This is a genomic window from Frondihabitans sp. 4ASC-45, from assembly GCF_049472575.1.
Classification (GTDB): domain Bacteria; phylum Actinomycetota; class Actinomycetes; order Actinomycetales; family Microbacteriaceae; genus Frondihabitans.
This window is the reverse complement of the sequence record NZ_JBCEBN010000009.1, coordinates 164,944-188,391: the sequence shown is the minus strand read 5'-3', so window position 1 is coordinate 188,391 and position 23,448 is coordinate 164,944. Positions and strand designations below refer to the sequence as shown.

Annotated in this window: 20 protein-coding genes; 8 read left to right on the top strand and 12 right to left on the bottom strand. The window is 68.6% G+C overall.

The annotated features are described in order from the left end of the window. Window positions 1–112 precede the first annotated feature (112 nt). Entirely contained in the window at window positions 113–1,465 is a 1,353-nt protein-coding gene (locus VH571_RS14440) for an MFS transporter (protein WP_423265121.1), read from the bottom strand. Between the two features lie 43 nt (window positions 1,466–1,508). On the opposite strand from VH571_RS14440, the gene VH571_RS14435 reads away from it, so the two are divergent. The 7 genes from VH571_RS14435 to VH571_RS14405 all read left to right on the top strand — a co-directional run bounded on the left by VH571_RS14435 (window position 1,509) and on the right by VH571_RS14405 (window position 7,464). Then, window positions 1,509–1,889 carry a DUF3253 domain-containing protein gene (locus VH571_RS14435; RefSeq protein WP_055965190.1) on the top strand — a complete coding sequence of 127 codons (381 nt, stop codon included), beginning with the start codon at window positions 1,509–1,511 and terminating at the stop codon, window positions 1,887–1,889. Between the two features lie 56 nt (window positions 1,890–1,945). Further along, window positions 1,946–3,118, top strand: coding sequence for a hypothetical protein (locus tag VH571_RS14430; RefSeq protein ID WP_423265120.1), 1,173 nt, complete (start codon window positions 1,946–1,948; stop codon window positions 3,116–3,118). Window positions 3,119–3,273: 155 nt separating this feature from the next. Next, window positions 3,274–4,671: an MFS transporter gene (locus VH571_RS14425; RefSeq protein ID WP_423265124.1), complete on the top strand. Its 1,398-nt coding sequence runs from the start codon at window positions 3,274–3,276 to the stop codon at window positions 4,669–4,671. Between the two features lie 143 nt (window positions 4,672–4,814). Further along, a complete protein-coding gene (purU, locus tag VH571_RS14420) occupies window positions 4,815–5,666 on the top strand; it encodes a formyltetrahydrofolate deformylase (protein WP_423265119.1) in 852 nt (283 codons plus the stop codon). A 41-nt stretch (window positions 5,667–5,707) separates the two neighbouring features. Next, window positions 5,708–6,109, top strand: a complete 402-nt coding sequence (locus tag VH571_RS14415; RefSeq protein WP_423265118.1) for a YrdB family protein — start codon at window positions 5,708–5,710, stop codon at window positions 6,107–6,109. 63 nt (window positions 6,110–6,172) lie between these two features. Next, window positions 6,173–7,168 (top strand): NAD-dependent epimerase/dehydratase family protein, encoded by a 996-nt coding sequence (locus tag VH571_RS14410; RefSeq protein ID WP_423265117.1) that lies wholly within the window; start codon window positions 6,173–6,175, stop codon window positions 7,166–7,168. A 56-nt stretch (window positions 7,169–7,224) separates the two neighbouring features. Beyond that, on the top strand, window positions 7,225–7,464 hold the full coding sequence (locus tag VH571_RS14405; RefSeq protein WP_423265116.1) for a hypothetical protein: 240 nt from the start codon (window positions 7,225–7,227) through the stop codon (window positions 7,462–7,464). Between the two features lie 82 nt (window positions 7,465–7,546). Here the strand turns inward: VH571_RS14405 and VH571_RS14400 are convergent, their stop codons facing one another. The 8 genes from VH571_RS14400 to VH571_RS14365 all read right to left on the bottom strand — a co-directional run bounded on the left by VH571_RS14400 (window position 7,547) and on the right by VH571_RS14365 (window position 17,521). Next, window positions 7,547–8,830: an alanine racemase gene (locus VH571_RS14400; RefSeq protein ID WP_423265115.1), complete on the bottom strand. Its 1,284-nt coding sequence runs from the start codon at window positions 8,828–8,830 to the stop codon at window positions 7,547–7,549. Window positions 8,831–8,964: 134 nt separating this feature from the next. After that, a complete protein-coding gene (locus VH571_RS14395) occupies window positions 8,965–9,825 on the bottom strand; it encodes an HAD family hydrolase (RefSeq protein ID WP_423265114.1) in 861 nt (286 codons plus the stop codon). A 60-nt stretch (window positions 9,826–9,885) separates the two neighbouring features. Next, window positions 9,886–10,845, bottom strand: coding sequence for an NAD-dependent epimerase/dehydratase family protein (locus VH571_RS14390; RefSeq protein WP_423265113.1), 960 nt, complete (start codon window positions 10,843–10,845; stop codon window positions 9,886–9,888). Window positions 10,846–10,985: 140 nt separating this feature from the next. Next, the gene (locus VH571_RS14385; RefSeq protein WP_423265112.1) at window positions 10,986–13,214 is read right to left on the bottom strand and encodes an NADP-dependent isocitrate dehydrogenase; all 2,229 of its coding nucleotides are present in this window, start codon (window positions 13,212–13,214) and stop codon (window positions 10,986–10,988) included. A 144-nt stretch (window positions 13,215–13,358) separates the two neighbouring features. Further along, window positions 13,359–14,450 carry an ABC transporter ATP-binding protein gene (locus tag VH571_RS14380; RefSeq protein ID WP_423265111.1) on the bottom strand — a complete coding sequence of 364 codons (1,092 nt, stop codon included), beginning with the start codon at window positions 14,448–14,450 and terminating at the stop codon, window positions 13,359–13,361. Continuing rightward, window positions 14,447–15,337 carry an ABC transporter permease gene (locus tag VH571_RS14375; RefSeq protein ID WP_423265110.1) on the bottom strand — a complete coding sequence of 297 codons (891 nt, stop codon included), beginning with the start codon at window positions 15,335–15,337 and terminating at the stop codon, window positions 14,447–14,449. Before VH571_RS14375 ends, VH571_RS14380 begins: the two co-directional genes overlap by 4 nt. Beyond that, window positions 15,334–16,341 carry an ABC transporter permease gene (locus tag VH571_RS14370; RefSeq protein ID WP_123939504.1) on the bottom strand — a complete coding sequence of 336 codons (1,008 nt, stop codon included), beginning with the start codon at window positions 16,339–16,341 and terminating at the stop codon, window positions 15,334–15,336. Before VH571_RS14370 ends, VH571_RS14375 begins: the two co-directional genes overlap by 4 nt. 19 nt (window positions 16,342–16,360) lie before the next feature. Next, window positions 16,361–17,521: an ABC transporter substrate-binding protein gene (locus tag VH571_RS14365; RefSeq protein ID WP_423265109.1), complete on the bottom strand. Its 1,161-nt coding sequence runs from the start codon at window positions 17,519–17,521 to the stop codon at window positions 16,361–16,363. 188 nt (window positions 17,522–17,709) lie between these two features. Here VH571_RS14365 and VH571_RS14360 point away from each other — a divergent pair, with 188 nt between their 5' ends. After that, on the top strand, window positions 17,710–18,417 hold the full coding sequence (locus VH571_RS14360) for a phosphonatase-like hydrolase (protein ID WP_423265108.1): 708 nt from the start codon (window positions 17,710–17,712) through the stop codon (window positions 18,415–18,417). Window positions 18,418–18,524: 107 nt separating this feature from the next. Here the strand turns inward: VH571_RS14360 and VH571_RS14355 are convergent, their stop codons facing one another. From VH571_RS14355 to VH571_RS14345, 3 genes are all read right to left on the bottom strand, one after another. Further along, window positions 18,525–21,539 carry an alpha-mannosidase gene (locus tag VH571_RS14355; RefSeq protein WP_423265107.1) on the bottom strand — a complete coding sequence of 1,005 codons (3,015 nt, stop codon included), beginning with the start codon at window positions 21,537–21,539 and terminating at the stop codon, window positions 18,525–18,527. Window positions 21,540–21,629: 90 nt separating this feature from the next. Next, window positions 21,630–22,466, bottom strand: a complete 837-nt coding sequence (locus tag VH571_RS14350) for a carbohydrate ABC transporter permease (protein ID WP_423265106.1) — start codon at window positions 22,464–22,466, stop codon at window positions 21,630–21,632. Window positions 22,467–22,468: 2 nt separating this feature from the next. Further along, the gene (locus tag VH571_RS14345; protein WP_423265105.1) at window positions 22,469–23,446 is read right to left on the bottom strand and encodes a carbohydrate ABC transporter permease; all 978 of its coding nucleotides are present in this window, start codon (window positions 23,444–23,446) and stop codon (window positions 22,469–22,471) included. Window positions 23,447–23,448: the final 2 nt, after the last annotated feature.

The window sequence follows — 23,448 nt, the reverse complement described above, 5'->3', positions numbered from 1 at the left end:
GGTGCTSCMCCCCCCCCCGACTCCTCACAACACCCGCCCACTCCTCACAGCACCGCCCACCCCGGCCACCGGCACGGAACACGGTGCCCAGAATTCGCCCCGCAGCGGAGCGTTAGCGCGGACCGGCCAGACGCCTCGCCTCGCGCGCCGCACGCCGAACCGTCTTGCGGCGCCGATCCAGGCGCACGAGCGCGACGTTCGAGACCACGGTCACCACGAGCATCACGACGGCGATGACGATGTACAGCCGCGGCAGGGCGTCGAGCCCCACGCCCGACAGCACCAGGCCGCCGAGCAGGGCGCCGGCGCCGATGCCCGCGTTGAACGACGACGTGTAGAACGAGCTCGCGATGTCTCGGATGCGAGCCGGGGCCACCTGCAACAGACGCGTCTGCAAGAGGGGCGGCAGAGCGCCGAACGTCACACCGAGGATCACGAAGACCACGAACGACGGCACCGGCTGACCCTCGAAGACGAGCAAGCCGACGACGGCGACCGCGACGAGGGCCATGACGACCGGGATGCTCAGGTCGGGGCGCCTGCCGAGCACGAGGCCGACGAGGAGGAGGCCGACGGCTCCGGCGATCCCGTAGGCGAAGAGGGTGATGCTCAGGATGTCGGGCGGGAGCTCGCTCGACCGGGTGAGGAACGGCGCGACGTAGGTGTACAGCGAGTAGTGGCCGACCATGAAGAACCCGGTGACGATGCAGGCCATGACCACGCCGAGCACGCTCGGATCGATCTCTTCGCGCGGCGGGCGACCGCCGGCGCGCGAGCCGGGCCGAATGATCGGGATCGACCCAGTCGCCAGGGCACCGGGGCCGATCGGGGTCGCGCCGGTCATCGCGTCGCTGTATTCCTGGCGAAGCGTCGCGGCATCGGATGCCCCCGAGCCGACGTCGGGCAGCAGCCGCCAGACCAGAACGGCGCCGATCACCATCAGCACCGCGAGGAGGCCGAACGCCAGACGCCACCCGACCGCCTGCCCGACCGCGGTTCCGAGCGGCACCCCGAGGACGAACGCGAGCGTGCCGCCGCTCGACGACACGGCGAGCGCCTTGCCCACCTGGTCGCGCGGAACGAGGTGCGCGGCGTAGGCGCCGGTGATGGCCCAGAACACCCCGTGGGCCAGGCCCCCGACGACGCGGGCGACGACCAACGTCGCGTAGCTCGGGGCGAGGGCGGTGCCGGCGGCACCGATCGCGATCACGAGGATGAGGCCGACGAGGAGCCGGTGGCGAGGGATCCGGGAGGTGAAGTGGGTGAGGATCGGCGACGTAAGCACGACGGTGAAGGCGAACACCGAGACCAGCAGCCCGACCGACGACTCGCTGACCCGGAGTTCGTCGCCCATCTCGGGGAGAAGGCCGGTCGGGAGCATTTCGCCCGAGATCGAGAGGAACGACGCGATCGCCAGCGCGATCAACCCGGCCCAGGGAAAACGGAGTGCGGTTGTCGTCGTCACCGGAAAAGCCTAGCGACCAGGACCGACGGAGTAGAACGGAATCATGACCCTCGACGAGAAGACCTGCCGCTCCTGCGGTCGGCGTATCGAGCGGCGCGCGAAGTGGGCGAAGAACTGGGATGAAGTGGCGTACTGCAGCGACGCGTGCCGCCGCCACAAGATCAAGCCCGTTGACCGGGCTCTCGAGGCGAGCATCCAGCGCCTACTCGCGAGTCGTGCTGCCACCTCCACCATCTGCCCGTCCGATGCCGCGCGCGACGTCTACGAGGGCGACGACGACGGCTGGCGCGAGCTGATGGAGCCGGCCCGTCGCGCTGCCCGGCGGCTCGTGGCCGCGGGCGAGGTCGACATCACGCAGGGCGGCAGCGTGGTGGATCCCTCGACCGCCAAGGGCCCCATCAGGATCCGGCGCCACCGCTCCTGACTCAGCGTCACCCCGCCGCCCACCCCGACCGAGGCACCGCCGACTAGGTTTGTCGGGTGCCCGCCCTCCTCGCCCGACGCCCGTGGGTCGCGGTGCTGGTGGTCTACCTGCTGTCGCGGGTGCTCTCGACCGGACTCCTCGGATCCTTGTTCGCCCTCGCCACCTCGCAGGGCTGGTCGTTCGCGAGCGACCGGGCCGACCCGACGTTGTTCACCTTCTCCGGGTCGTGGGATGCCAGCTTCTACAAGACGATCGCCGAGCAGGGCTACCCGACGACTCTGCCGAAAGACGACGACGGGTACGTGCAGTCGAACCCGTGGGCTTTCTTGCCGGTGTTTCCGGGCATCGTCAAGGCAGTCGTCGCGGTCACGGGCCTGCCGTTCTACACGGCCGGTGTTCTGGTCGCGACCGTGTTCGGGTTCGGCGCCGCGCTGATGCTCTACCGACTGCTGGCCCTCCGGGTGCCGCGGGAGCGAGCGCTCTTCGCGGTCGCGGTGTTCTGCGTCGGGCCGATGGGGTACCTCTTGCAGTGCGCCTATGCCGAGAGCAGCTTCCTGTTCTTCTTCTTCACGGCGCTCTGGTGCCTGATGACGAGGCGCCACCTGCTGCTGATCCCATTCGCCGTGGTCGCGGCCTTCACACGCCCCGGCATGCTGGCGTTCGCCCTCACCCTCGGCATCCACCTCGTCGTCCGGTGGCGAGAATCGAGGATCCGAGGCGGTCACCTCCCGGTGCGCGACACGCTCCAGATCGTCTTCGCCGGCGCTGTCGTGACTGTCGCCGGCTTGGCGTGGCCCTGGGTCGCCACCGGCGTGACCGGCGAGCGCGACGCCTACCTCGACACGGAGCTGTCGTGGTGGGTGGGCTATGTCGGTCACCAGGCCTTCCGTCCGCTGACGCCGTGGTTCACGATGGCGGCGACCTGGCTGTCGTGGCCCGGCGTCCTGCTCGTGCTCCTGGCACTCGCCGCGGGCGCGTTCTGGCTCACTCGGCGGTCGACGCGCGAGCTCGGGCACGAGATCGTCGGTTTCACGACCTCGTACTGGCTGTATCTCGTCGCGGTGTTCTTACCGCAGCAGAGTCTGTTTCGGTTGATGATGCCGGTCGCGCCGCTGCTCGGCAGCCGGCTGTTCTCGGAGACGCGACGGCGGCGCGTGGTCGTGCTGGGCGTCGCGGTGGTGCTGCAGGCGGTGGCGCTGATTCCGCTGTGGTTCATCGGGTACCCCTGACCCAAACCAACATATGCAGGTAGACTGCATAAAGTCCCGATCGACGCCGCCGTCGACCAGCCCGTCGACGACCTGAGTAGGCGACCACCACGACCACCACGAGCCCCCGCACCCGCAACACCCGCACCGAGACCGGCTTCGGCCCCCGCTTCGTCATCCCGATCCTGTTCGGCCCTCTGCTCAACCCGATCAACACCACGATGATCGCGGTCGCCCTCGCCCCGATCTCCCGTGACCTCGGTATCGGCAGCGACCAGGCCATCTGGCTCGTCTCGTCGCTCTACCTCGCCTCGGCGATCGCGCAGCCGACGATGGGCAAGCTCGCCGATCGGTTCGGTCCGAAGAAGATCTTCCTCTTAGGGCTGGTCGTGGTGATCGTGGCAGGGATCCTGCCCGCGGTCGTCCCGACGTTCGGCGGCGCCCTGGTCTCGCGCGTGCTCATCGGCATCGGCACGTCGTCGGCCTACCCGGCGGCGATGAGCGCGATCCGCAACCAGAGCGACCGCCTCTCGATCGCCACCCCACCGCTCGTGCTCGGCGGCCTGTCGATCTCGTCGCTCGTCTCGGCCGCAGCCGGCCCACCCCTCGCGGGCGCGCTGATCGGCGCCTTCAGCTGGCAAGCGATCTTCCTCGTCAACGTGCCTCTCGCGGGCATCGGGCTCGTGTTGGCGGCACTCTGGCTTCCGTCGGACAGAATCCGGCCGATCCGCTCGGCGCCGCTCCCGATCGTCCAGGCCATCGACCCTCTTGGCCTCGCCCTTTTCGCCGTGACCATCGGCAGCCTGCTGGTGTTCCTCCTCGACCTCGGGGCGGGCCTGTGGTGGCTGCTGATCGTGACGGCTGCGGCCCTCGTCGCACTCATCGTCTGGGAGCGTCGCGCCGTCGCACCGTTCATCGACGTGCGCATGCTCGCCTCCAACGGTCCGTTGACCCGCACCTACCTCCGCCTGTTCCTGGTCTACGGCATCGCCTACACGATGACCTACGGGTTCTCGCAGTGGGTGCAGGAGGTCGCCGGCATCTCGTCTCAGACGGCCGGCCTGATCCAGCTGCCCGGTGCAATCCTCGCGGGCGTCGCGTCCTTCTGGTTCGCGCGAAAGGCCGGGGTGCGCCTGCCGTTGATCGCGGCCGCCCTGATTCCGCTGGTCGGCGGATTCGTCGTGGTGTCGCTCACCTCGGGATCCCCAGTCTGGTTGTTCGTCGTCGCCACGATCTTCTTCACGATCCCGCAGGGGCTCGCCTCGGTATCGAACCAGGCCGCGCTCTATCGCCAGGTCGACCCCGCCGGGATCGGAGCGGCCGCCGGGCTGTCGCGCACCAGCATCTACATCGGCGCGATCGCGTCGACGAGCCTCATCGGCGTCGCGTACGGCGACCGGCCGACGACCGGCGCTCTTCACGAGCTCGGCTGGGTGATCGTCGGGATAGCCGTCGTGCTCAGCGCCCTGACGATCTTCGACCGACGGCTGAAGGCCGTGCGGCCGGCGACGTCGAAGCCGGCCGATGACAGCACTGCCACGCGCGCCGACACGGAGCCCATCAGCGTCGTCTGAGCCGCCGCCGCTCCCATCCTCCTCCTCCTCCGAATTCGAAGGAAAAACCCGCGAGGCCGGACGCATTCATCCCGATCGCGGCCTGCCCGGGCGACGAATCTCCTTCCAATTCGGGAGGGGACGGGTCACCTAGGATTGACCGCGTGACCGAGACCCACTGGACCCTCACGCTCGTCTGCCAAGACAAGCCCGGCATCGTCCACGCGATCAGTGGCGCCGTGGTCGACGCGGGCGGCAACATCACCGAGTCGCAGCAGTTCTCGAGCATCGACACCGGCACCTTCTTCATGCGCCTGCAGGTCGTCTCCGACACCGGCCGCGACGCCTTCGCCGGGGCACTCGCGCCGGTCGCCGAGCGCTACGACATGGAGTGGAAGCTCGACGTCGTCGGCCGCCCCCTCCGCACGCTCGTGCTCGCGAGCAAGGCCGCGCACTGCCTCAACGACCTCCTCTTCCGCCAGCGCGCCGGGCAGCTGCCGATCGAGATCCCGCTCGTGCTGGCCAACCATGCCGATCTCGCCGAACTGGCCGAGTTCTACGGCGTGCCGTTCGAACACCGCGCCGTCGTCGGCCCCGAGCTCAAGGCCGACTTCGAGCGCCGCGTGCTCGAGGTGGTCGAAGAGCACGACATCGAGCTGGTCGTCCTGGCCCGCTACATGCAGATCCTCAGCCCCGAGCTCTGCGCCGCTCTCGAGGGCCGCGCCATCAACATCCACCACTCGTTCCTCCCCGGCTTTAAGGGCGCGAATCCCTACCGGCAGGCGCATGCCCGCGGCGTGAAGCTGATCGGCGCGACCGCCCACTTCGTCACGAGCGACCTCGACGAGGGCCCGATCATCGAGCAGAACGTGGTCCGAGTCGATCACAGCCGCACTCCGGGCGACCTGGTGGCCATCGGCCAAGACGAAGAGAGCCGCACCCTCACGCAGGCCGTCCGCTGGTTCGCCGAAGACCGCGTGCTCCTCGACGGCGCTCGTACGATCGTCTTCCGCTGACGCCGCACCCCGACAGACGACCAGAGCAGACACCAGGATCCATGTTCGACACTCCCAAGAGACGCCCCGGTCGCGGAGGCGGAGACGACGGCACCGGCCACCCGATCTCGCCGAACACCGTCGTGCGCATCGTCCTCCAGGTCTTCGCGCTGTTCAGCCTGGGCTTCTGGGGCTACCTGGCCTGGCCGTTCCCCTTTCCCTCGCTGTTCTTCGTCATCGGCGCTCCGCTCTTCGCCGCCGTGGTGTGGTGGCTTTTCCGCTCGCCTCGCGGTCCGCTGAAGACCGATCCGCTCGGGCGCGCCATTGTCGAGATCGCCGTGATGGGCTCTGCGGCGTACGCATGGTTCAGCCTCGGCTATCCCCTGGTCTCGGCGGTGTTCGCCGTGGTCGCCCTCGGGTCGGGAATCATTTACTTCCGACGCGAGCTTCGCGCCGCCGAGTGACGACGCCGCTCACCCCGGCGACGGTGCCGGGCGAGCGGCGCGCGCGTCTGACATGATCGACGGATGACAACGACGTCTCTCCTCTTCATCGGCGGCACCGGCCAGATCAGTGCGGCATGCGTCCGCGAGGCGGTGCGCAACGGCCTCGCCGTGACCGTCCTCAACCGCGGCACGACGACGGCACGGAGCATTCCCGACGGCGTCGAAGTGCTCACCGCCGATGCGCATGACGAAGCGGACGTGTCTCGGATCCTCGGCGACCGCCGCTTCGACAGCATCGCCGACTTTCTGACCTTCACTCCCGATCAGGCCGCCGCCGCGGTGCGCCTCTACGGGGCTCGCACCGACCAATACCTCTTCATCAGCTCCGCCTCGGCGTACCAGAAGCCCCCGGCTCGGCTGCCGATCGACGAGACCGTCCCCCTCTTCAACCCCTTCTGGCAGTACAGCCGCGACAAGATCGCCTGCGAGCGGTTGCTGCGAGACGAGCATGCGGCGGGCAGGATCCGCGTCACCGTCGTTCGCCCCTCCCACACCTACGACCGCACCCAGGTGCCTCTGCTCGGCGGGTGGACCGTCATCGATCGCCTGCGTCGCGGACTGCCGATCGTGCTCCACGGCGACGGCACCTCGCCCTGGGCGATCACCCACTCGGATGACTTCGCCACCGCGTTCCAGTCGTTGCTCGGCACCCCCGAAGCGATCGGCGAGGCGTTCAACATCATGTCGCCCGAACTGCTGACCTGGAACGCGATCGCCCTCGACCTGGCCGACGCCGCCGGGGTGGAGACGCCGCAGATCGTGCACCGCACGACTCACGACCTCGTCGTCGAGGCCCCGGAGTGGGATGAATCGCTCCGCGGCGACCGCAGCCACCCGGCGGTCTTCGACACGACCAAGATCCGGTCGCTGGCCACCGGATGGGAGCCGCGCATCCCCTTCGCCGAGGGTGCCCGGCAGATCATCGCCTGGCACGACGCCGACCCCTCGCGTCGCGTCGTGGATCCGGAGGTCGATGCGCTCATCGATCGGCTGACAGGTCGGGTCGCCGTCGGCTGAGGGTGTCCCCTGAAGAGACGACTGCGCGCGGCGGCGGCGCACTCTAGGGTTCGGGTATGAAGTCAGAGCGTCGTCGGATCACAGAGCGCATCGCCATCGTCTCGGGGATGGTGGGCGGCTTCTTCCTGGTCGTCGCCTTCACGCTGATGCTCACGACCGCACCGATCGTCGCGTCGGCCATCTGCCTGCCCGTCGGCCTCGCCGGCCTCGTGCTCGGGATCGGGCTGGCGCTGCTGCTTCGTCGCGGCGTCGCAGCCGACACGTGGCCCCGGTCGGGTCGCAACGCTCCCCGCTAGGTTCCGGTCGGCGAGACGTCAGAATCGACGACTGCACGACTCGTTCAGGCGTCGTTTTTGAGGTCTCAAAGCCTCCCACCTGCTAGAAGCGGGTCCGAATCACCCCCGACACCGCGGGCAGCGCGCGCGGCTGACCCCGGCCTTCGTCGATCGTCGCGATGTCGGTCCACTTGTCGATGGTCGTGCACGGGTGCGAGATGCCGAGACGGACGAGGTCGCCGATCGCCAGCGATGACTCGGGCGGGAGCTCGACGAACGCGTGCTGGTCGTTGAGGCCCGTCACGCGAGCGGCATCGACGGCGCCGGGCACCCGTCTCACGCCCTGGGCCGAGGTGCGGTACGCCTCGATGGGGATCGGCAGCCCCTCGTCGTCGGCGGTGTCGCGTCGGCCGACGTTGAGTAGCGCGAGCGTCGCCTCCGGTTTCGAGATGACGCTCGCCCACAGGTCGAGCGCCGGCAGGAAGCGGTCGGCATTCTCGATGCGCTCGAACGGGGTGAGTCGTCGATACAGGTCGTGGTCGTGCGTGACGTAGGCCCCCGATCGGAGGACGACGCGGGTTCGCACCCCGCGCACCCCGTCGGGGTCGTGTCGGAATCCGAGCGCCTCGACCACGCGATCAAAGTAGACGCTGCCGCCGGCCGTGAGCACGACGTCTCCGCCGAGGTCGAGCCACTGGGTGAACGATTCGCCGTCGAGCCGATCGCGGAACTCGATGAGCGTGGCCAGGTAGTCGTCGACGAGCTGGAGCGACTCGGCGTCGATACCGTGGGTCAGAGCCCCCTCGTAGCCGGCGACTCCTGCCAGCACGAGGTGGTCGGCATCGCGGACGGCCGCGGCCACGGCGAGCGCCGCGTCGAGGGTGCGAGCCCCGGTCCGACCACCGCGCGCGCCGAGCTCGACGAGCACGGGGAGCGGCCGGGTGGCGCTCCCCCGCTCGAGCGCCGCATCGACGAGGTGGACGGTCGCGACCGAGTCGACCCACATGAGCACGTCGCTCCCCGGCTCGACCAGAAGCAGAAGCGCGTCGGTCGAGAACGTGGTGCCGGCGAAGATGATGTGGCGAACACCGGCCTGACGCGCGATCTCGGCCTGGTACGCGGTCGCGATGGTGATCCCCCAGGCCCCCGCATCGAGTTGGCGCTGCCAGACCTCGGGGGCCATCGTGGTCTTGCCGTGCGGGGCGAGATCGACCCCGGCCTCGGAGCACCACCGGGCCATCGTGTCGATGTTGTGGTCGAGCACGGCCGTGTCGATGGTGAGCACCGGCGTCGGCAGCTCGTCGAGCGGGATCGGCCACGACCGCTTTGTGAATGCGACCTTCGACGAGGACGGGAGCGTCGCCGACGGGTCTGTGCGGGGAGTCATCATCGTCCTCTTTCGGGTGGTGGCCGATGCAGAAGCGCCGTCGACGACTGCCGAGCAATCGGCGACGCGGTGAGACACAGAATGGACCCCGCAACGAGCGACGGCAAGCCCCCGTCACGACGATCGATCCCCGATCAGTGTTGGGCCGGGATCCTCGCGTTCGATTGCAACCACCGCGCGACACCGTCGTCGGCGTTCGAGTCGATGATCGCCGTTGCCCGCGCCTTCACCTCGTCGCTCGCGTTGGCCATGGCATAAGCCTCGTCGGCCACGTCGAACATCGGCAGGTCGTTGAGGTTGTCGCCGAAGCAGACCACCCGATCGGCTCCCCAGGCCCTGGCCAGTTCGCGAATACCGGCACCCTTGTCCGACCCGAGCGCGGCCACCTCGAGCCAGTGGATGCCCTCGAGATACGTCTCGGGCTGCAGCGTGACCGTCAGCCGATCGCCATAGCGGGAGTCGAGGATCCTTCGCACCGGCTCGAGATCGGCCTCCGGTGCGAGAGCGACGATCGAGAATGTGCCGTCGCGCGTCAGCTCGCTCGGGTGCGCCACGGGCCGGAATCGCGGATCCGCGCCGCGCTCTGCGAGGTACCACTCGATACCCGGGCCTTCGGCCCCGCGCACCCACCCGACGGTGTCGGCGTGCGCCTCGGCCTCCGGCGACGAGTCGAGCGAGTACACGAGCGGGGCGGCACCGTTCTCGGCGAAGACGCCGAGGACCTCGTCGACGAGCTCCGGGTCGATGACGTGATCCACGAGGGTCTCGCCGGTCGTGAGGTCGACGATGAAGGCCCCGCCGTAGACGCACGCGGGCCCTTCGAGATGGAGTCCCTCGGTCACCCGCCGCAGCGAGACGACGGAGCGGGCCGTCGCGATGGCGATCGGGAGGCCCTGCGCGACGAGCGAGTTGACCGTATCGACGGTGAAGGCGCTCGGGCTCGCGTCGGGCGAGAGCAGAGTGCCGTCGAGGTCGCAGACGTAGAGGGTGGTCACGCGTTCATTCTCGCGGAGGCTGCTGGGGGCCCTCGACCCCAGTGCGGGGTGGGCGGCGGGTCAGACGGCCAGCTGCCCGTCGCGGGCGAGCCACTCCAGACCCTCTTCGACGGCCTGCAGTGTCGTGTAGCGGGGTTCGTAGCCGAGGATCCGGCGCCCCTTCTCGATCGACATCGAATGGCTGCGCGAGATGTGGGCCTCGCTCGCCTCCGCCGACTCCGCGCTTACGCCCCGCCTCCATTCGGCGAACGGCTCGAACTCGAGCTGCGCCTCCTGCCCGTACCAGCGGGCGATGCCCTCGGCGAGACCGCGCAGGGTCACCGCGCGATCGGACACCACGTGGAAGCTGTTGCCGACCGCCTCGGTCGACCGCTCGATGGCCTTCACGAACGCCTGCGCGACGTCGTCGGCGTGCACGTGGTGGAGCGTCTCGAGGCCGAACCCCGGAAGCGTGACGGGGCGCCCGTGCGCCAGGTCTTCCCAGACCGACAGATCGAGGTTGCCCTGCGGGTTGATCATGGCCCAGCCCGGGCCGGTGATGTGCCCGGGGTGCAGCACGACCGAGCGAAGCCCGCCGGGCCGCTGCGATTCGCGCAGAAGGAGCTCTTCGATCTCGGCCTTGCCGGTGCCGTACTCGCCGAACGGGGTGCGGATCGCACTCTCGGTGATCGGCACCTCGGTCGCCGGGCCGTGCACCCAGACCGTGCCGCAGTGAAGGAGGAGAGGAGACGCAGGCCGCAGTGCGTCGACGAGCTGCTCGGCTGAGGAGCGGGTGAAGCACACCATGTCGATGACGACGTCGGCCTCGAGGGCCGCGATGGCCGGCGCGAAGGTGCGGTCGGCGTCTCCTTGCTCGCGGTCGAGCTGGATCCTGGTGACTTTCTCCCAGGCCGGGTCGTCGCGATAGGGAGCGCTCGTGCCCCGGCTCACCGCCACGACCTCGTGTCCGGCAGCGATGAGGCGGGGAACGAGGTAACCGCCGACGTGCCCGGTGGCTCCGATGATGACGATCTTTGACATGGGGGCGACGTTACGCGCGGGGCGGCGTCGGTGGTTCGATTGCGACTCGCGCGGCGACACGAAAACACCGCCTTCCGGGGAAGACACCGCCCATGGGCGGTGCCGCGCCCGAAAGGCGGTGTTGTGACGCCGGGCGCCGCCTAGAGGGCAGCCAGCGCGGCGTTCAGCGTCGCGGATGGGCGCATCACGGCCGAGGCCTTCGCGTCGTCGGGCTGGTAGTAGCCGCCGATGTCGACCGCGTGGCCCTGCGCCCCGTTGAGCTCGCCGGTGATGGTCTCTTCGCCATCGCCAAGCGCCTTCGCGAGCGCCGCGAAGTCAGCGGCGAGAGCTGAGTCGTCGGTCTGCGCGGCGAGCTCGTTCGCCCAGTAGAGCGCCAGGTAGAAGTGGCTGCCGCGGTTGTCGATCGAGCCGATGGCGCGTGCCGGCGACTTGTTCTCGTCGAGGAAGGTGGCCGTGGCCCGGTCGAGGGTGTCGGCGAGAATCTGCGCTCGGGCATTGCCGGTCGTTGCCGCGAGGTGCTCGAAGCTGGCCGCGAGTGCGAGGAACTCGCCGAGGCTGTCCCAGCGGAGGTAGTTCTGCTGCACGAGCTGCGAGACCTGCTTCGGGGCCGAGCCGCCGGCACCGGTCTCGAAAAGACCGCCGCCGTTAAGCAGAGGCACGACCGACAGCATCTTGGCCGAGGTGCCGAGCTCCATGATCGGGAACAGGTCGGTCAGGTAGTCGCGCAGCACATTGCCGGTGACCGAGATCGTGTCTTCGCCGCGACGGATGCGCTCGAGCGAGAACTTCATGGCGTCGACAGGCGACATGATCTCGATCTGCAGGCCGTCGGTGTCGTGGTCGGCGAGATAGGTCGCGACCAGCGAGGCGAGCTGGGCGTCGTGCGCGCGAGTCCGGTCGAGCCAAAAGATCGCGGGGGCTCCGGTAGCACGGGCACGAGTGACCGCGAGCTTGACCCAGTCGCGAATGACGACGTCTTTGGTCTGGCACATGCGCCAGATGTCGCCCGCCTCGACGGACTGCTCGAGGAGCACCTCGCCCGATGCGGTCGACACCGTGACGGTGCCCGCGGCAGCCAGCTGGAACGTCTTGTCGTGTGAGCCGTACTCTTCGGCGGCCTGGGCCATGAGGCCGACGTTCGGCACGGACCCCATCGTGGTCGGGTCGAAGGCGCCATTGGCACGGCAGTCGTCGATCGTCGCCTGGTAGATGCCGGCGTAGCTCGAATCGGGGATGACCGCGAGGGTGTCGTGCTCGGCCCCGTCGGCGCCCCACATGTGGCCCGACGTGCGGATCATTGCGGGCATCGACGCGTCGACGATCACGTCGCTCGGCACGTGCAGGTTGGTGATGCCCTTGTCGGAGTCGACCATGGCGAGCTCGGGGCCAGCGGTGAGGCCTGCTTCGAAGGCCGCTTTGATCTCGGCGCCGTTCGCCACCGAGTCGAGGCCGCTGAGGATCGCGCCCAGGCCGTCGTTGGGGTTGAGGCCCGCGGCGGCGAGGTCGTCGCCGTACTTCGCGAACACGTCGGCGAAGAAGACGCGGATGACCTGGCCGAAGATGATCGGGTCGGAGACCTTCATCATCGTGGCCTTGAGGTGGACCGAGAACAGAACATCCTCGTCTTCGGCGCGTTGCATCTGCTCGTGGAGGAACGTGCGGAGGGCGGCGACGTGCATGACGGTCGCGTCGAGCACCTCCCCCTCGAGCACGGGCACCGACTCGCGGAGGACGCTCTTCGTGCCGTCGACGGCGGTGAATTCGATCTTCACCGAGCCGGCGGCTGTGACGACGGTGGTCTTCTCGTTCGAGCGGAAGTCGTCGTGGCCCATGGTGGCGACGTTCGTCTTCGAGTCGGCGCTCCAGGCACCCATGCGGTGCGGGTGCTTGCGGGCGTACTGCTTGACCGAGAGCGGTGCCCGGCGGTCGGAGTTGCCCTCGCGGAGCACCGGGTTGACGGCCGACCCCTTGACCCTGTCGTAGCGCGCCCGGATGTCGCGCTGTTCGGCAGACGCGGCATCGTCGTCGCTCGACGGCTCGTCAGGATAATCGGGAAGGTCGTAGCCCTGCGAGCGGAGCTCGGTGATGGCCGCCTTCAGCTGCGGCACCGATGCCGAGATGTTGGGCAGCTTGATGATGTTGGCCTCGGGCGTCTTCGCCAGGTCGCCGAGTTCGCCGAGCGTGTCGGGAACGCGCTGCGCCTCGGAGAGCCGGTCGGAGAACTGGGCGAGGATGCGGGCCGCGAGCGAGATGTCGCGCGACTCGACCTCGACGCCGGCCTTGGCCGCATACGCCTCGACAATGGGCAAGAAGGAGAAGGTCGCCAACCGGGGTGACTCGTCGGTCAAGGTGTAGATGATCGTGCTCATGCGAGTGGCGACTCCTTCGTTGGCGGCGATGCCTCGAGCTGCGGCCCAGGTGCATCGGACTGTCTCGATATCAAGATACCTCGCCGACCCCTGAGCCCGCTGGCATCTTCCTCCAGACTAGTGAGTGCCTCCGACGCCGCGCGCTCAGCCCTCCACAGGCGACGACGCCACAGGCCGCCCGGTCAATCGAAGAGTCACCGCGTCGCCGAATTCGAAGCGTTCGTCGACCGAGTGCTGCACCGAAACGATGGTGTCATCGTCGAGGCGAACGGTGGTGCGGCGGAGCGACCCGAGGAAGCTCGTCGAGGCCACCGTCCCCGAGAAGTCGCCGGGGGCAGTCGACGACGCCGACACGAACACGATGTCCTCCGGCCGCACGAACGCGAGCACGTCGCCGTTCGGCAGGGCCGGGTCGATCGACGGCAGTCGCGAGCCGCGCACGGTGACGACCCCCGACACCAAGGATCCGCGCATCCGGTTGCTCACCCCCACGAAGTCGGCGACGAACGGTGTTGCCGGGGTGAGGTACAGCTCCTCGGGCGTGCCGATCTGCTCGATGTCGCCGGAGCGCATCACGGCGACCCGGTCAGCGACCGCGAGGGCCTCTTCCTGGTCGTGCGTGACGAAGACGGTGGTGATGCCGAGTTCGGTCTGGATCCTTCGGATCTCTTCGCGGAGCGACACCCGCACCTTGGCGTCGAGAGCCGACAGCGGCTCGTCGAGCAGGAGCACACGCGGCCGGGTCACGAGCGCGCGGGCGAGGGCGACGCGCTGCTGCTGGCCGCCGGACATCTGGTGCGCGTACCGCTCGGAGAGGTGGTCGAGCGAGACCATCTCGAGTGCTTCGCGAGCTCGGGTCGCCCGGTCCGATGCCGACACCCGGCGCATCTGCAGGCCGAATTCGACGTTCTGCTGCACGGTGAGGTGCGGAAAGAGCGAGTACTGCTGAAACACCATGCCGATGTCGCGTCGGTTGACGGGCACGCCCGCCACGTCGACCCCGTCGATCCGGATGGCGCCGGCCGTGATCTGCTCGAGGCCTGCGAGCGCGCGGAGGGCCGTCGTCTTGCCACAGCCGGAGGGGCCGAGCAGGGCGACGAACTCGCCGGGGCGGATCGTCAACGACAGCTCGTCGAGGGCGCGGACTCCCGAGTACTCCTTGACGACGCCGAGGAGCTCGACGGTCGCGCCTTCGCCGAGGCGCTCGAGGGTGGGGGCGGGGCTGGTGGACGTCATGAGGCACTCCGGGCGGGTGTCGGTGTCGGGAGGGGGATCCTCGGCTCCGTGCCGCGAGGGCGACGGGTCTTCTTGACGCGACCGCCGGGGCGGACAGCACCGAAGCGGCCGATGATGACGAGCAGGACGAAGGCGAACACGAGGGCGGTGAGCGCGAAGATCGTCGCCACGTACGAGTCGGTCTGACTGATCAGCAACAGGGCCGTCTGGAACGTGTTCTGGCTGAGGAACGACGCGATCGTGTACTCGCCGAGCACGACAGCCACGGTGAGGAACACCGCCGAGATGACCCCGCGCCGCATGTTCGGCAGGATCACCCGGGCGATCGCCGTCGGCCAGGAAGCGCCGAGAGACCGCGCCGCCTCGGTCAGCGTGACGAGGTCGAAGGCCTGGATGTTCGTGGCGATCGGCCGGTAGGCGTACGGCAGCACGATGATGCCGACCGCGAACGCGAGAGTCCAGGGCGCACTGCCGAATACGGCCGCCACCCGCTGGTAGACGGGCACGTAGCCGACCACGAGCACGATCGACGGGATCGTGATGGGCAGGATGCAGACGAACTCCAGGATCCGACGGAACCGGGGATACCGCAGCTCCACCAGCAGCATGGTCGGCAGCAGCACCAGCATCACGATCGCGACGGTGATGACGCAGATCACCAGCGAGTTCTGGATGCCCTGCCAGATCGGCGAGTAGTCGGTGCCGAGGGCGGGGTCGGGATGGAAGATCGAGACGTAGTGGATGAACGAGTAGCCGCTCTTGCCCGCCAGGCGCAGTGTGAACTGGAACATGGCCGCAAGCGGCACGACGAAGACCAGCCCGACCACGATCAAGATGACGAGGCGTGCGGTGCGGCTCGGCTCGGCGCCGATGCGGGGCGCGCTCATCGCTGCCACCTCGCTGCCCGACGCTGCAGGAGCGAGTAGAAGAACATGATCACGACCATGATCACCAGCATTCCGAGGGCGAGGACGCCCGCGGAGTTCGCGACCCCGACGATCGTCTCGCTGGTGAGCTGCTGCTTGATGGCGAGCGGCACGATTCCGCCCTGGCTGAGCAGGGCCGCAGCCGTCGCGAACGACGAGAACGAGTTCGCGAAGAGGAGGAGGACGGAGCCGAAGAACGCGGGGGCGAGCACCGGCATGGCGATCTTCGTCCAGTACTGGAATCGGGTCGCGCCGAGAGTGGCCGCGGCCTCGCCCCAGGTGGCTTTGAGGCCCTCCATCGCCGGCATGAAGGTGAGCACCATGAGCGGCACCGAGAAGTAGGTATAGGGGATGATCAGGCCGGACGTCTGGTAGAGCAGCGCACCGTTCGCGTTGACGTCGAGGCCGAAGGTGTCTTTCAGCCAGAGCGTCACGACCCCCTGGAAACCGATCGTCGCGATGAACGCGAAGGCGAGCATGACGCCGCCGAACTGGGCGAGCACGCTCGAGGCGGCATCGACGACGGTGCGGAGCATGCCCTCCGCCTTCGTGCCGAGGAGCGCGAAGCAGACGAGAGCGCCGATGACGGCGCCGAGCAGGGCGCTGACGATCGAGACCAGCAGAGACCCCTGGAACGCCTTGACGATCGTCGGGTCGGTGAGAGCGGAGAGGTTCGCCAGGGTGAAGGCGCCGTCGGCGGTGAAGAAGCCGCTTGCCACCGCGATCACCGCAGGGATGGCGAGGAACAGCACGACATAGGCGGCGAACGGTGTGAAGCCGAGCCAAGCCGCACTGCGGCGTCGAGGTCGCGAGCCTCCGGTGCCGCCGCTGTCACCGGGGGCCGGGGCACGCCCGGCGGGGGTGCGCGGAGCGGGTGAACGCCGAGCACTCCCCGCACGCAGCTCCGACGACACGACCGATCCCACCGTGGGGGATGCCGTTTCGGGGATCGATCGTGTCGTCATGAGGTGTCTTTCTCCGGTGCTAGTTGACTGCCTTGGCCCAGCCGGCGGTCAGGAGCTTGGCCGCGGCCGTGGCCTGGTCGCTGGTGAGCTGGACGAAGTCGCTGGGCGCCTCGCCGACGGTCTTCAGCGTGTCTTTGTCGACGGTGCCGGCCTTCTCCATGGCGGCGAGGGTCGCGGGGTACGCACCGGCTGCCAGGTAGAGGTTCTGCACCTCGGGGCTGTAGAGGTACTCCTCCCAGAGGCGCGCCGCAGCGGGGTGCGGGGCGTCCTTGTTGATGGCCTGGTTGTAGTACGAGCCGAGGGCGGTACCCGGGAGCACGACCGTCTTCCAGTTCGGGTTGCCGGCGGATCCTCCGGCAGGGCCCCACGCGAGGTTGTTGTAGCTCCACTGGATCACAACGGGAGTCTCACCCGAGTTGACCGTGGCCTGGGTGGGCAGCGTCGAGTTGAAGTTGCCGTCGCCCTTCAGCTTCTTGAAGAAGTCGATGCCGGGCTGGATGTTGTCGGCCGAGCCGCCGTTGCCGAGGGCCGCGAGGTAGACGGCCGAGGCGGCCTCGTTGGCCTGCGTCGGGTCGCCCTTGATCGAGACCTTGTTCTTGTAGTCCGACGAGAGCAGGTCGGTGATCGACGTCGGGGCCGTCTTGATGACGCTGGAGTCGTAGCCGACCGACATGAGGCCGGTGTAGTCGTAGTACCAGGTGCCGTCGGCGTCTTTGAAGTCGGCGGGGATGTCCGACCAGTTCGAGACCTTGTACTTGGCCAGCAGGTCGGTGTTCTCGTTGAGCACGGCCGTGCCGAGGTCGAACACGTCGGGGGCGGTCGACTGGCCCTTGAGCGACTTCGCCGCGGCGACCTCGTCAGCCGACGAGCCGTTCGGGTTCGCCGAGGTGATCTTGATGTCGGGGTACTTCTTCTCGAAGCCGGCGATGATCTTGCCGTAGTTGGCCCACGACGGGGGCAGCGTGATGACGTTGAGCGCACCCTCGGCGTTAGCGGCCTTGACGAGGGCGTCCATGCCGCCCATGTCGGCGGCGCTGGTGGCGGTGGCGGCTTTCGAGTCGCTGGCGTTTCCGCCGGCGCTCGACCCCGTCGAGCAGCCGGTCAGCACGATGGCCACGGCCGCGGAGAACGCAAGTCCGGCGACGATGCGCTTCGCCGGCTTCGAGAACGATGTCTGCACTGTGTTTCCTCCAGGACGCCTGCGGTGGTCCGTGGTGCCGGACGGGGGGAATCCGCAGGTCGATCGGGGGCCATGGTTGCCGTCCCCCGTTACGGGGACACGCTGGCTCGGTGAATGGCTTGCGAACTCTCGGCGACCAACGGCTTGAGCGTCGCCCTCGGGTTTTCGGCCCCACCTACGCTCGGAGGATGATCGAATTGGCAGTCTTTGATATGGCGGGAACCACCATCGACGACGGGGGCGCCGTCTACCGTGCGCTCTCGGAGGCCGTCACCGGAGCCGGCGCGACCCTCTCGGACAGCGACCTGCAGGCGTGGATGGGCACCGACAAGGTGCAGGCGATCACCGCCCTCCTCGATCTGGGCGGCATCTCCCCCACCGACGAGCTGGTCGCGAGCCGCTTCGCCGCATTCAAGGTCGCCCTCGCCGAGGCCTACCGCACCGACCCGCCGACCGCCTTCGACGGCGTGCCCGAGGCTCTCGCTTCGCTGCGCTCCCGCGGCATTCGGGTGGCCCTCTCGACCGGGTTCGATCGGCCGGTCGTCGAGGGGCTGCTGGCGTCGCTCGGATGGACGGCGGCCAAGGATCCTGCGGCTCCGATCTCGCCCTCCACCACCGTCGACGCGGTTGTGACCACCTCGGACGTCGCCGCCGGGCGCCCGGCGCCGTACCTGATCCACCACGCGATGGAGCTCACCGGAGTGCACGACGTCGCGCGCGTGCTCGCCGCTGGCGACACTCTCGTTGACCTGCAAGCCGCGCGCAATGCCGGGGCGATCTCGGTCGGTGTGCTCACCGGGGCGCTGTCGCGGGAGGCCCTCACGGAGGGGCCGCACGACTACATCCTCGGCGGCGTGGTCGACATCCCGGCGCTGGCGGAGTGCCGGCCCGGCTGATCGGCAAAGGGCCGCACGACCGGCGTAAACACCCCGCCTAGGGCAGGTGTCGAGGCCGATCGTGCGGGCCTGTGCCGCCGAAGCGGGTCTGTGCCGCTAGCCGGGGCCTAGCCCACCTTCACCCGGAGCGTAACGATCTGGAACGGCCGAAGCTCCAGCTCGATGGCGTCGTGGGCACCCCACCTCGCGGCGGCATCGTCCGAAAGCTCCCGCTCGATCAGGTCGGTCGTCCACGCCGACGCCACCGGCACGCCGAGCCCGATCGTCGCCCGCGCGCGACCGCCCTGCGCCTCGTACAGGCGCACGATCAGGTCGCCCGAGCGGTCTTCGGCGAGTTTGACCGACTCGACGAGCACCGCCGGCGACGAGACAGTGAGGATGGGGGCCACGCCGTCGGATCCTGCGCCCGAAATGGTTCGCGCCGGCAGGTTCAGGCGGTAGCCGTAGGCGGCCGCATCGAGAACCGTGTCGGCCACGGCGAGCGCGGTCCGCAGCACGTGCACGCCCTGGTCGGCCTCGGGGTCGGGGAACCGCGGGGCCCGCAGCAGCGACTCGCGCACGAGCGTGGTCGTGCCGCCGTCGTCGCGGGTCGAGCGGGTGATGTCGTGGCCGTACGTCGAGCCGTTCGCCACCGCGATACCGAAGCCGGGTTCGCCGACGTGCACCCAGCGGTGCGCGATCGTCTCGAAGCGGGCGTAGTCCCACGACGTGTTGACGGCGGTCGGCCGGTTGATGTGGCCGAACTGGATCTCGGACGACGCCTGCTCGGCCCGCACATCGAGCGGGAACGCCAGCTTCAGCAGCTTCTCGGTCTCGTGCCAGTCGATCTCGGTCTCGAGCTGCACGGCCGCCTCGCCCTCGACGAGCCAGTAGCGCTGGGTGAACGTCGACTGTCCGTGCGTGTGCACGACCTCGACGACGTCGCCCGCGATCGAGACCGAGTCGGGGGTGTCGAGCTCGAACCGGTTGTTCTTGTAGTGGCGGTCGATGTCCCACGCATCCCACTGGTTCGGGGTGTCGCGGAAGATCTGCAGGCGCGCGGCCACCTCGCCGGGGGCGACGAGCTCGCGGCCGGAGGCCAGGTGACGGACCGACACCAAGGATCCGGCGGCGTCCAGTCGCACGCTCACCAGCCCGTTCTCGAGGGTGATCCCGTCGCTCGTCTCGACCGGGCGCACGGTGCGCGCGCGTCCGTCCGTCCCGGCCCCGAGCGGCGCCACCTCCCCCGCTGCCACGGGGCTCGCGTTGAAGACGAGCTCGGCGTCGCCCGATCCGGCGAGCGCGCGCTGCGCCGCTCCGATGAGCGTCTCGAGCTCCCCCGCGATGCGGGCGTAGTTCTCTTCGGCCTGCTGGTGCACCCAGGCGATCGACGAGCCGGGCAGGATGTCGTGGAACTGCTGCAGCAGCACGGTCTGCCAGATCTCGGTCAGCTCGTCGTAGGGGTAGTCGAGCAGGCCGCGGGCGGCGGCTGTCGCACTCCAGAGCTCGGCTTCGCGGAGCAGGTGCTCGCTGACCCGGTTGCCCTGCTTGGTGTTCGCCTGCGACGTGTAGGTGCCGCGGTGCAGTTCGAGGTACATCTCGCCCGACCAGACCGACGGGTGGGGCAGCGTCGCCTTGGCCTCGTCGAAGAACTGCTGGGGCGAGCCGATCGTCACCTTGGGCGACCCCTCGAGGTCGTGGGTGCGCCCCGCTGCGGCGAGCATCTCGCGTGTGGGCCCGCCGCCGCCGTCGCCCCAGCCGAAGAGGCCCATCGAGATGTTCGACGCGCCCTTCTCGGCGTACTGCCTCTGGGCGCGGGCCAGATCGGAGGCCGCGAGGTCGGAGTTGTAGGTGTCGCTCGGCGGGAAGTGCGTGAAGACCTGCGACCCGTCGATTCCCTCCCAGAGGAACGAGTGGTGCGGCATCCTGTTGGTGTCGTTCCAGGAGATCTTCTGCGTGAGGAAGGAGTCGGATCCTGACGCCCTGACGATCTGGGGCAGCGCGGCCGTGTAGCCGAACGAGTCGGGCAGCCAGACCTCTTTCGGCTCGTAGCCGAACTCGAGGAGAAAGAAGCCCTTGCCGTGCACGAACTGGCGCACGAGCGCCTCGCCGCCCGGCATGTTGGTGTCGCTCTCGACCCACATGCCGCCGACCGGCACGAAGCGGCCCTCGGCGACTCGCTCGCGGATGCGCTCGAAGAGCTCGGGGTAGAACTGCTTCATCCAGGAGAACTGCTGGGCGCTCGAGCAGGCGAAGACGAAGTCGGGGTCGACGTCCATCAGCTGCAGCACGTTCGAGAACGTGCGCGCGCACTTGCGGACGGTCTCGCGGGTCGGCCAGAGCCAGGCCGAGTCGATGTGCGCGTGGCCGACGGCCGTGATGGCGTGCGCGCTGGCGTAGGCCGGCGAGGCGAGAACCGCCTCGAGTTCCGCTCGACCCCGGCCCGCGGTGGAGGCGACGTCGTCGGGGTCGACCACGTCGCAGACCCGCTCGAGCGCGCGCAGGATCTCGGCGCGACGCGGCAGGGTGGGCTCGAGCTCGCGCATCAGACCGAGCAGGCTCCACACGTCGCGCTCTAGCTCGTACACGTCGACGTCGCGTTCGACGAGGTCGATCTGCCGCAGCGTGTAGATGGACTCGGTGCCGGCGGTCGCCTTGTCTCCGAGGGGCGTCGGAATGTAGAAGAAGTTGCCGCCGACATCGGGGTTCGATGCCGCCTCGATGTAGAAGTCGAGACGGTCGCCGGGGGCGACGTCGAGCGGCACGTAGCCGTTGTAGGGCTCGATCGCCTTGACGATGGTTCCGTCCGGGCGGAAGACGAGGCCTTCCGCCTGGAAGCCGGGCTGCCGCGTGCTGAACCCCAGGTCGACGAGGAGCTCGAGAGCCGTTCCTGCGCTGCCCCACCCCGCGGGCACCTCGCCGGTCACGTGAAACCAGGTGGTCCCCCACGGCTTGCTCCACGGGGTGCCGACGGCGAAGGGCGTGAATTCCTGCGCCACCGCCTCGGCGAACGGCACGGGTTCGTCGGGGACGTCCCACGCCTCGACGGTGAGGTGATGGGAGCGGCGGTACAGGGCCGGGATGAGCCGCTCCAAGACGAAACGGTCGACGCGGACTTCGACGGAGGCAGAGTTGTCGTGCATGGGGTGGTGCTCCTTGCAGAATTCGCGGCCGCCGGAGGGGCGACGCGAGGGCGAGAGGTGGAACGGGATCGAGGGGTTCTGCCTACCGGCCTACCCCTTCACGGCACCGGCCAGTGCGTTCGAGCCGCCGAGCACGCGCGAGATGAAGACGTACAGGGCGATCACCGGCACCGAGTAGACGAGCGAGAAGGCGGCGAGCTGCCCGTAGGCGACGGAGCCGTACTGCCCGAAGAAGTTGAAGATGCTCACGGCGGCCGGCTGGTTGCCCGGGCTCAGCAGCAGGATGAAGGGAACGAAGAAGTTTCCCCAGGCCTGGATGAACACGAAGATGAAGACGACCGCGATGCCCGGTCGCATCAGCGGCACGACCACCCGGGTCAGGGTGGTGAACATCGAGGCGCCGTCGGTCCAGGCGGCCTCCTCGAGTGAGATCGGCACGGAGTCCATGAAGTTCTTCGACATCCAGATCGCCATCGGCAGGCTGGAGGCGGCGAGGAAGAACACGGTGCCGGCCACGGAGTCGATCAGGTTGAGCGACACGAACAGGCTGTAGACGGGCACCATGATCGCGGTGATCGGCAGGCAGGTGCCGAACAGGATCCCGTACAGGAACGGCTTGTTGATCCGCATCCGGTAGCGCGACAGCGGGTACGCCGCGAGGATCGCCACGACGACCGTCACGATCGCGCACCCGCCCGACAGGATAAGGCTGTTCATCAGCGGAATGAACGAGATGTCGGGCGTCAGCACCTTCTGGAAGTTCTCCATGGTGAACTCGGTCGGGATCTTCACCGACAGCGTCGCCGAGGAGTCGAACGAGGCCAGCACGAGCCAGACGAGTGGCACGGCGAAGCAGACGGCGATGATGACGAGCACGCCGTTCGAGACGAACCGCAGGTTGCGGCCGCTGGGAGAGGTCATGGCCATGGTCAGTCGACCTCCGGCTTAAGGGCCCGGATGTAGACGATCGAGAAGATCGCGCCGATGAGCAGCATGATCGTCGCGATCGCGGTTCCGAAGCCGAGTTGCGAGAACTTGAACGCCTCCTGGTAGGCGAGGATCGGCAGGGTCGAGCTGTTGGTTCCGGGCCCGCCTCCCGTCATCACGAAGATGAGCGTGAAGACCGACAGGGTCTGCAGCGTCGTCAGCATCAGGTTGGTCGAGATGCTGCGTCGGATCACGGGCAGCGTGATGTAGATAAGGCGCTTGAACCCGCCCGCTCCGTCGACCTCGGCTGACTCGGTGATTTCGGGCGGCACCTCTTGCACGGCCGCCGCGTAGACCAGCATCGAGAAGGCCGTGCCGCGCCAGATGTTCGCCAGGATCACGGCGATCATCGGGAACGTGTAGAGCCAGTTCGCGCCCTCGATGCCGAACCACGCGAGCACCGTGTTGAGCGTACCCGTCTGGTTGAAGAACGCGTACGCGGCGAACGCGGCGACGATCTCGGGCAGCACCCAGGCCGCGACGACGAACGTGCCGACGAGCGAGCGGACGACGGTGTTCGCCGAACGCATCAGGAGAGCGAGGCCGAGCCCCAGGACATTCTGGCCGATGACCGCCGACGCGAACAGGAACACCAGGGTCAGCACGATCGACTTGGGGAAGTCGGGTGAGTTGAAGAGCTTGACGTAGTTGTCGAGCCCGATGAACGACGACTTCTGCGCCGCGGCCCCGGTGAGCGAGGCGTTGGTCAGTGACCCATAGAACGACGAGACGATGGGCCCGAGCAGGAACAGCGCCAGGAGCACCATCGACGGCACGAGAGGAATCGTGCGACCGACGGTGCGGATGTTCCGCGCTCGCGCCGACCCCGGCCGAGGCCCCTGCGACGGTGTGCCGCTGGAGCCCCGGCCTCCGGCCGGATCAGTGTCTTTGCCGAGAGGGGTCGGCGCGATCGTTGCCATCA

What these genes read in the sequence shown, in the direction of transcription:
- VH571_RS14370 (WP_123939504.1), bottom strand. Translation starts at nt 16,341, where the DNA reads ATGACGACACGATCGATCCCCGAAACGGCATCCCCCACGGTGGGATCG.
- VH571_RS14415 (WP_423265118.1), top strand. Translation starts at nt 5,708, where the DNA reads ATGTTCGACACTCCCAAGAGACGCCCCGGTCGCGGAGGCGGAGACGAC.
- VH571_RS14345 (WP_423265105.1), bottom strand. Translation starts at nt 23,446, where the DNA reads ATGGCAACGATCGCGCCGACCCCTCTCGGCAAAGACACTGATCCGGCC.
- VH571_RS14405 (WP_423265116.1), top strand. Translation starts at nt 7,225, where the DNA reads ATGAAGTCAGAGCGTCGTCGGATCACAGAGCGCATCGCCATCGTCTCG.
- VH571_RS14355 (WP_423265107.1), bottom strand. Translation starts at nt 21,539, where the DNA reads ATGCACGACAACTCTGCCTCCGTCGAAGTCCGCGTCGACCGTTTCGTC.
- VH571_RS14435 (WP_055965190.1), top strand. Translation starts at nt 1,509, where the DNA reads ATGACCCTCGACGAGAAGACCTGCCGCTCCTGCGGTCGGCGTATCGAG.
- VH571_RS14375 (WP_423265110.1), bottom strand. Translation starts at nt 15,337, where the DNA reads ATGAGCGCGCCCCGCATCGGCGCCGAGCCGAGCCGCACCGCACGCCTC.
- VH571_RS14390 (WP_423265113.1), bottom strand. Translation starts at nt 10,845, where the DNA reads ATGTCAAAGATCGTCATCATCGGAGCCACCGGGCACGTCGGCGGTTAC.
- VH571_RS14350 (WP_423265106.1), bottom strand. Translation starts at nt 22,466, where the DNA reads ATGGCCATGACCTCTCCCAGCGGCCGCAACCTGCGGTTCGTCTCGAAC.
- VH571_RS14385 (WP_423265112.1), bottom strand. Translation starts at nt 13,214, where the DNA reads ATGAGCACGATCATCTACACCTTGACCGACGAGTCACCCCGGTTGGCG.
- VH571_RS14410 (WP_423265117.1), top strand. Translation starts at nt 6,173, where the DNA reads ATGACAACGACGTCTCTCCTCTTCATCGGCGGCACCGGCCAGATCAGT.
- VH571_RS14360 (WP_423265108.1), top strand. Translation starts at nt 17,710, where the DNA reads ATGATCGAATTGGCAGTCTTTGATATGGCGGGAACCACCATCGACGAC.
- VH571_RS14400 (WP_423265115.1), bottom strand. Translation starts at nt 8,830, where the DNA reads ATGACTCCCCGCACAGACCCGTCGGCGACGCTCCCGTCCTCGTCGAAG.
- VH571_RS14380 (WP_423265111.1), bottom strand. Translation starts at nt 14,450, where the DNA reads ATGACGTCCACCAGCCCCGCCCCCACCCTCGAGCGCCTCGGCGAAGGC.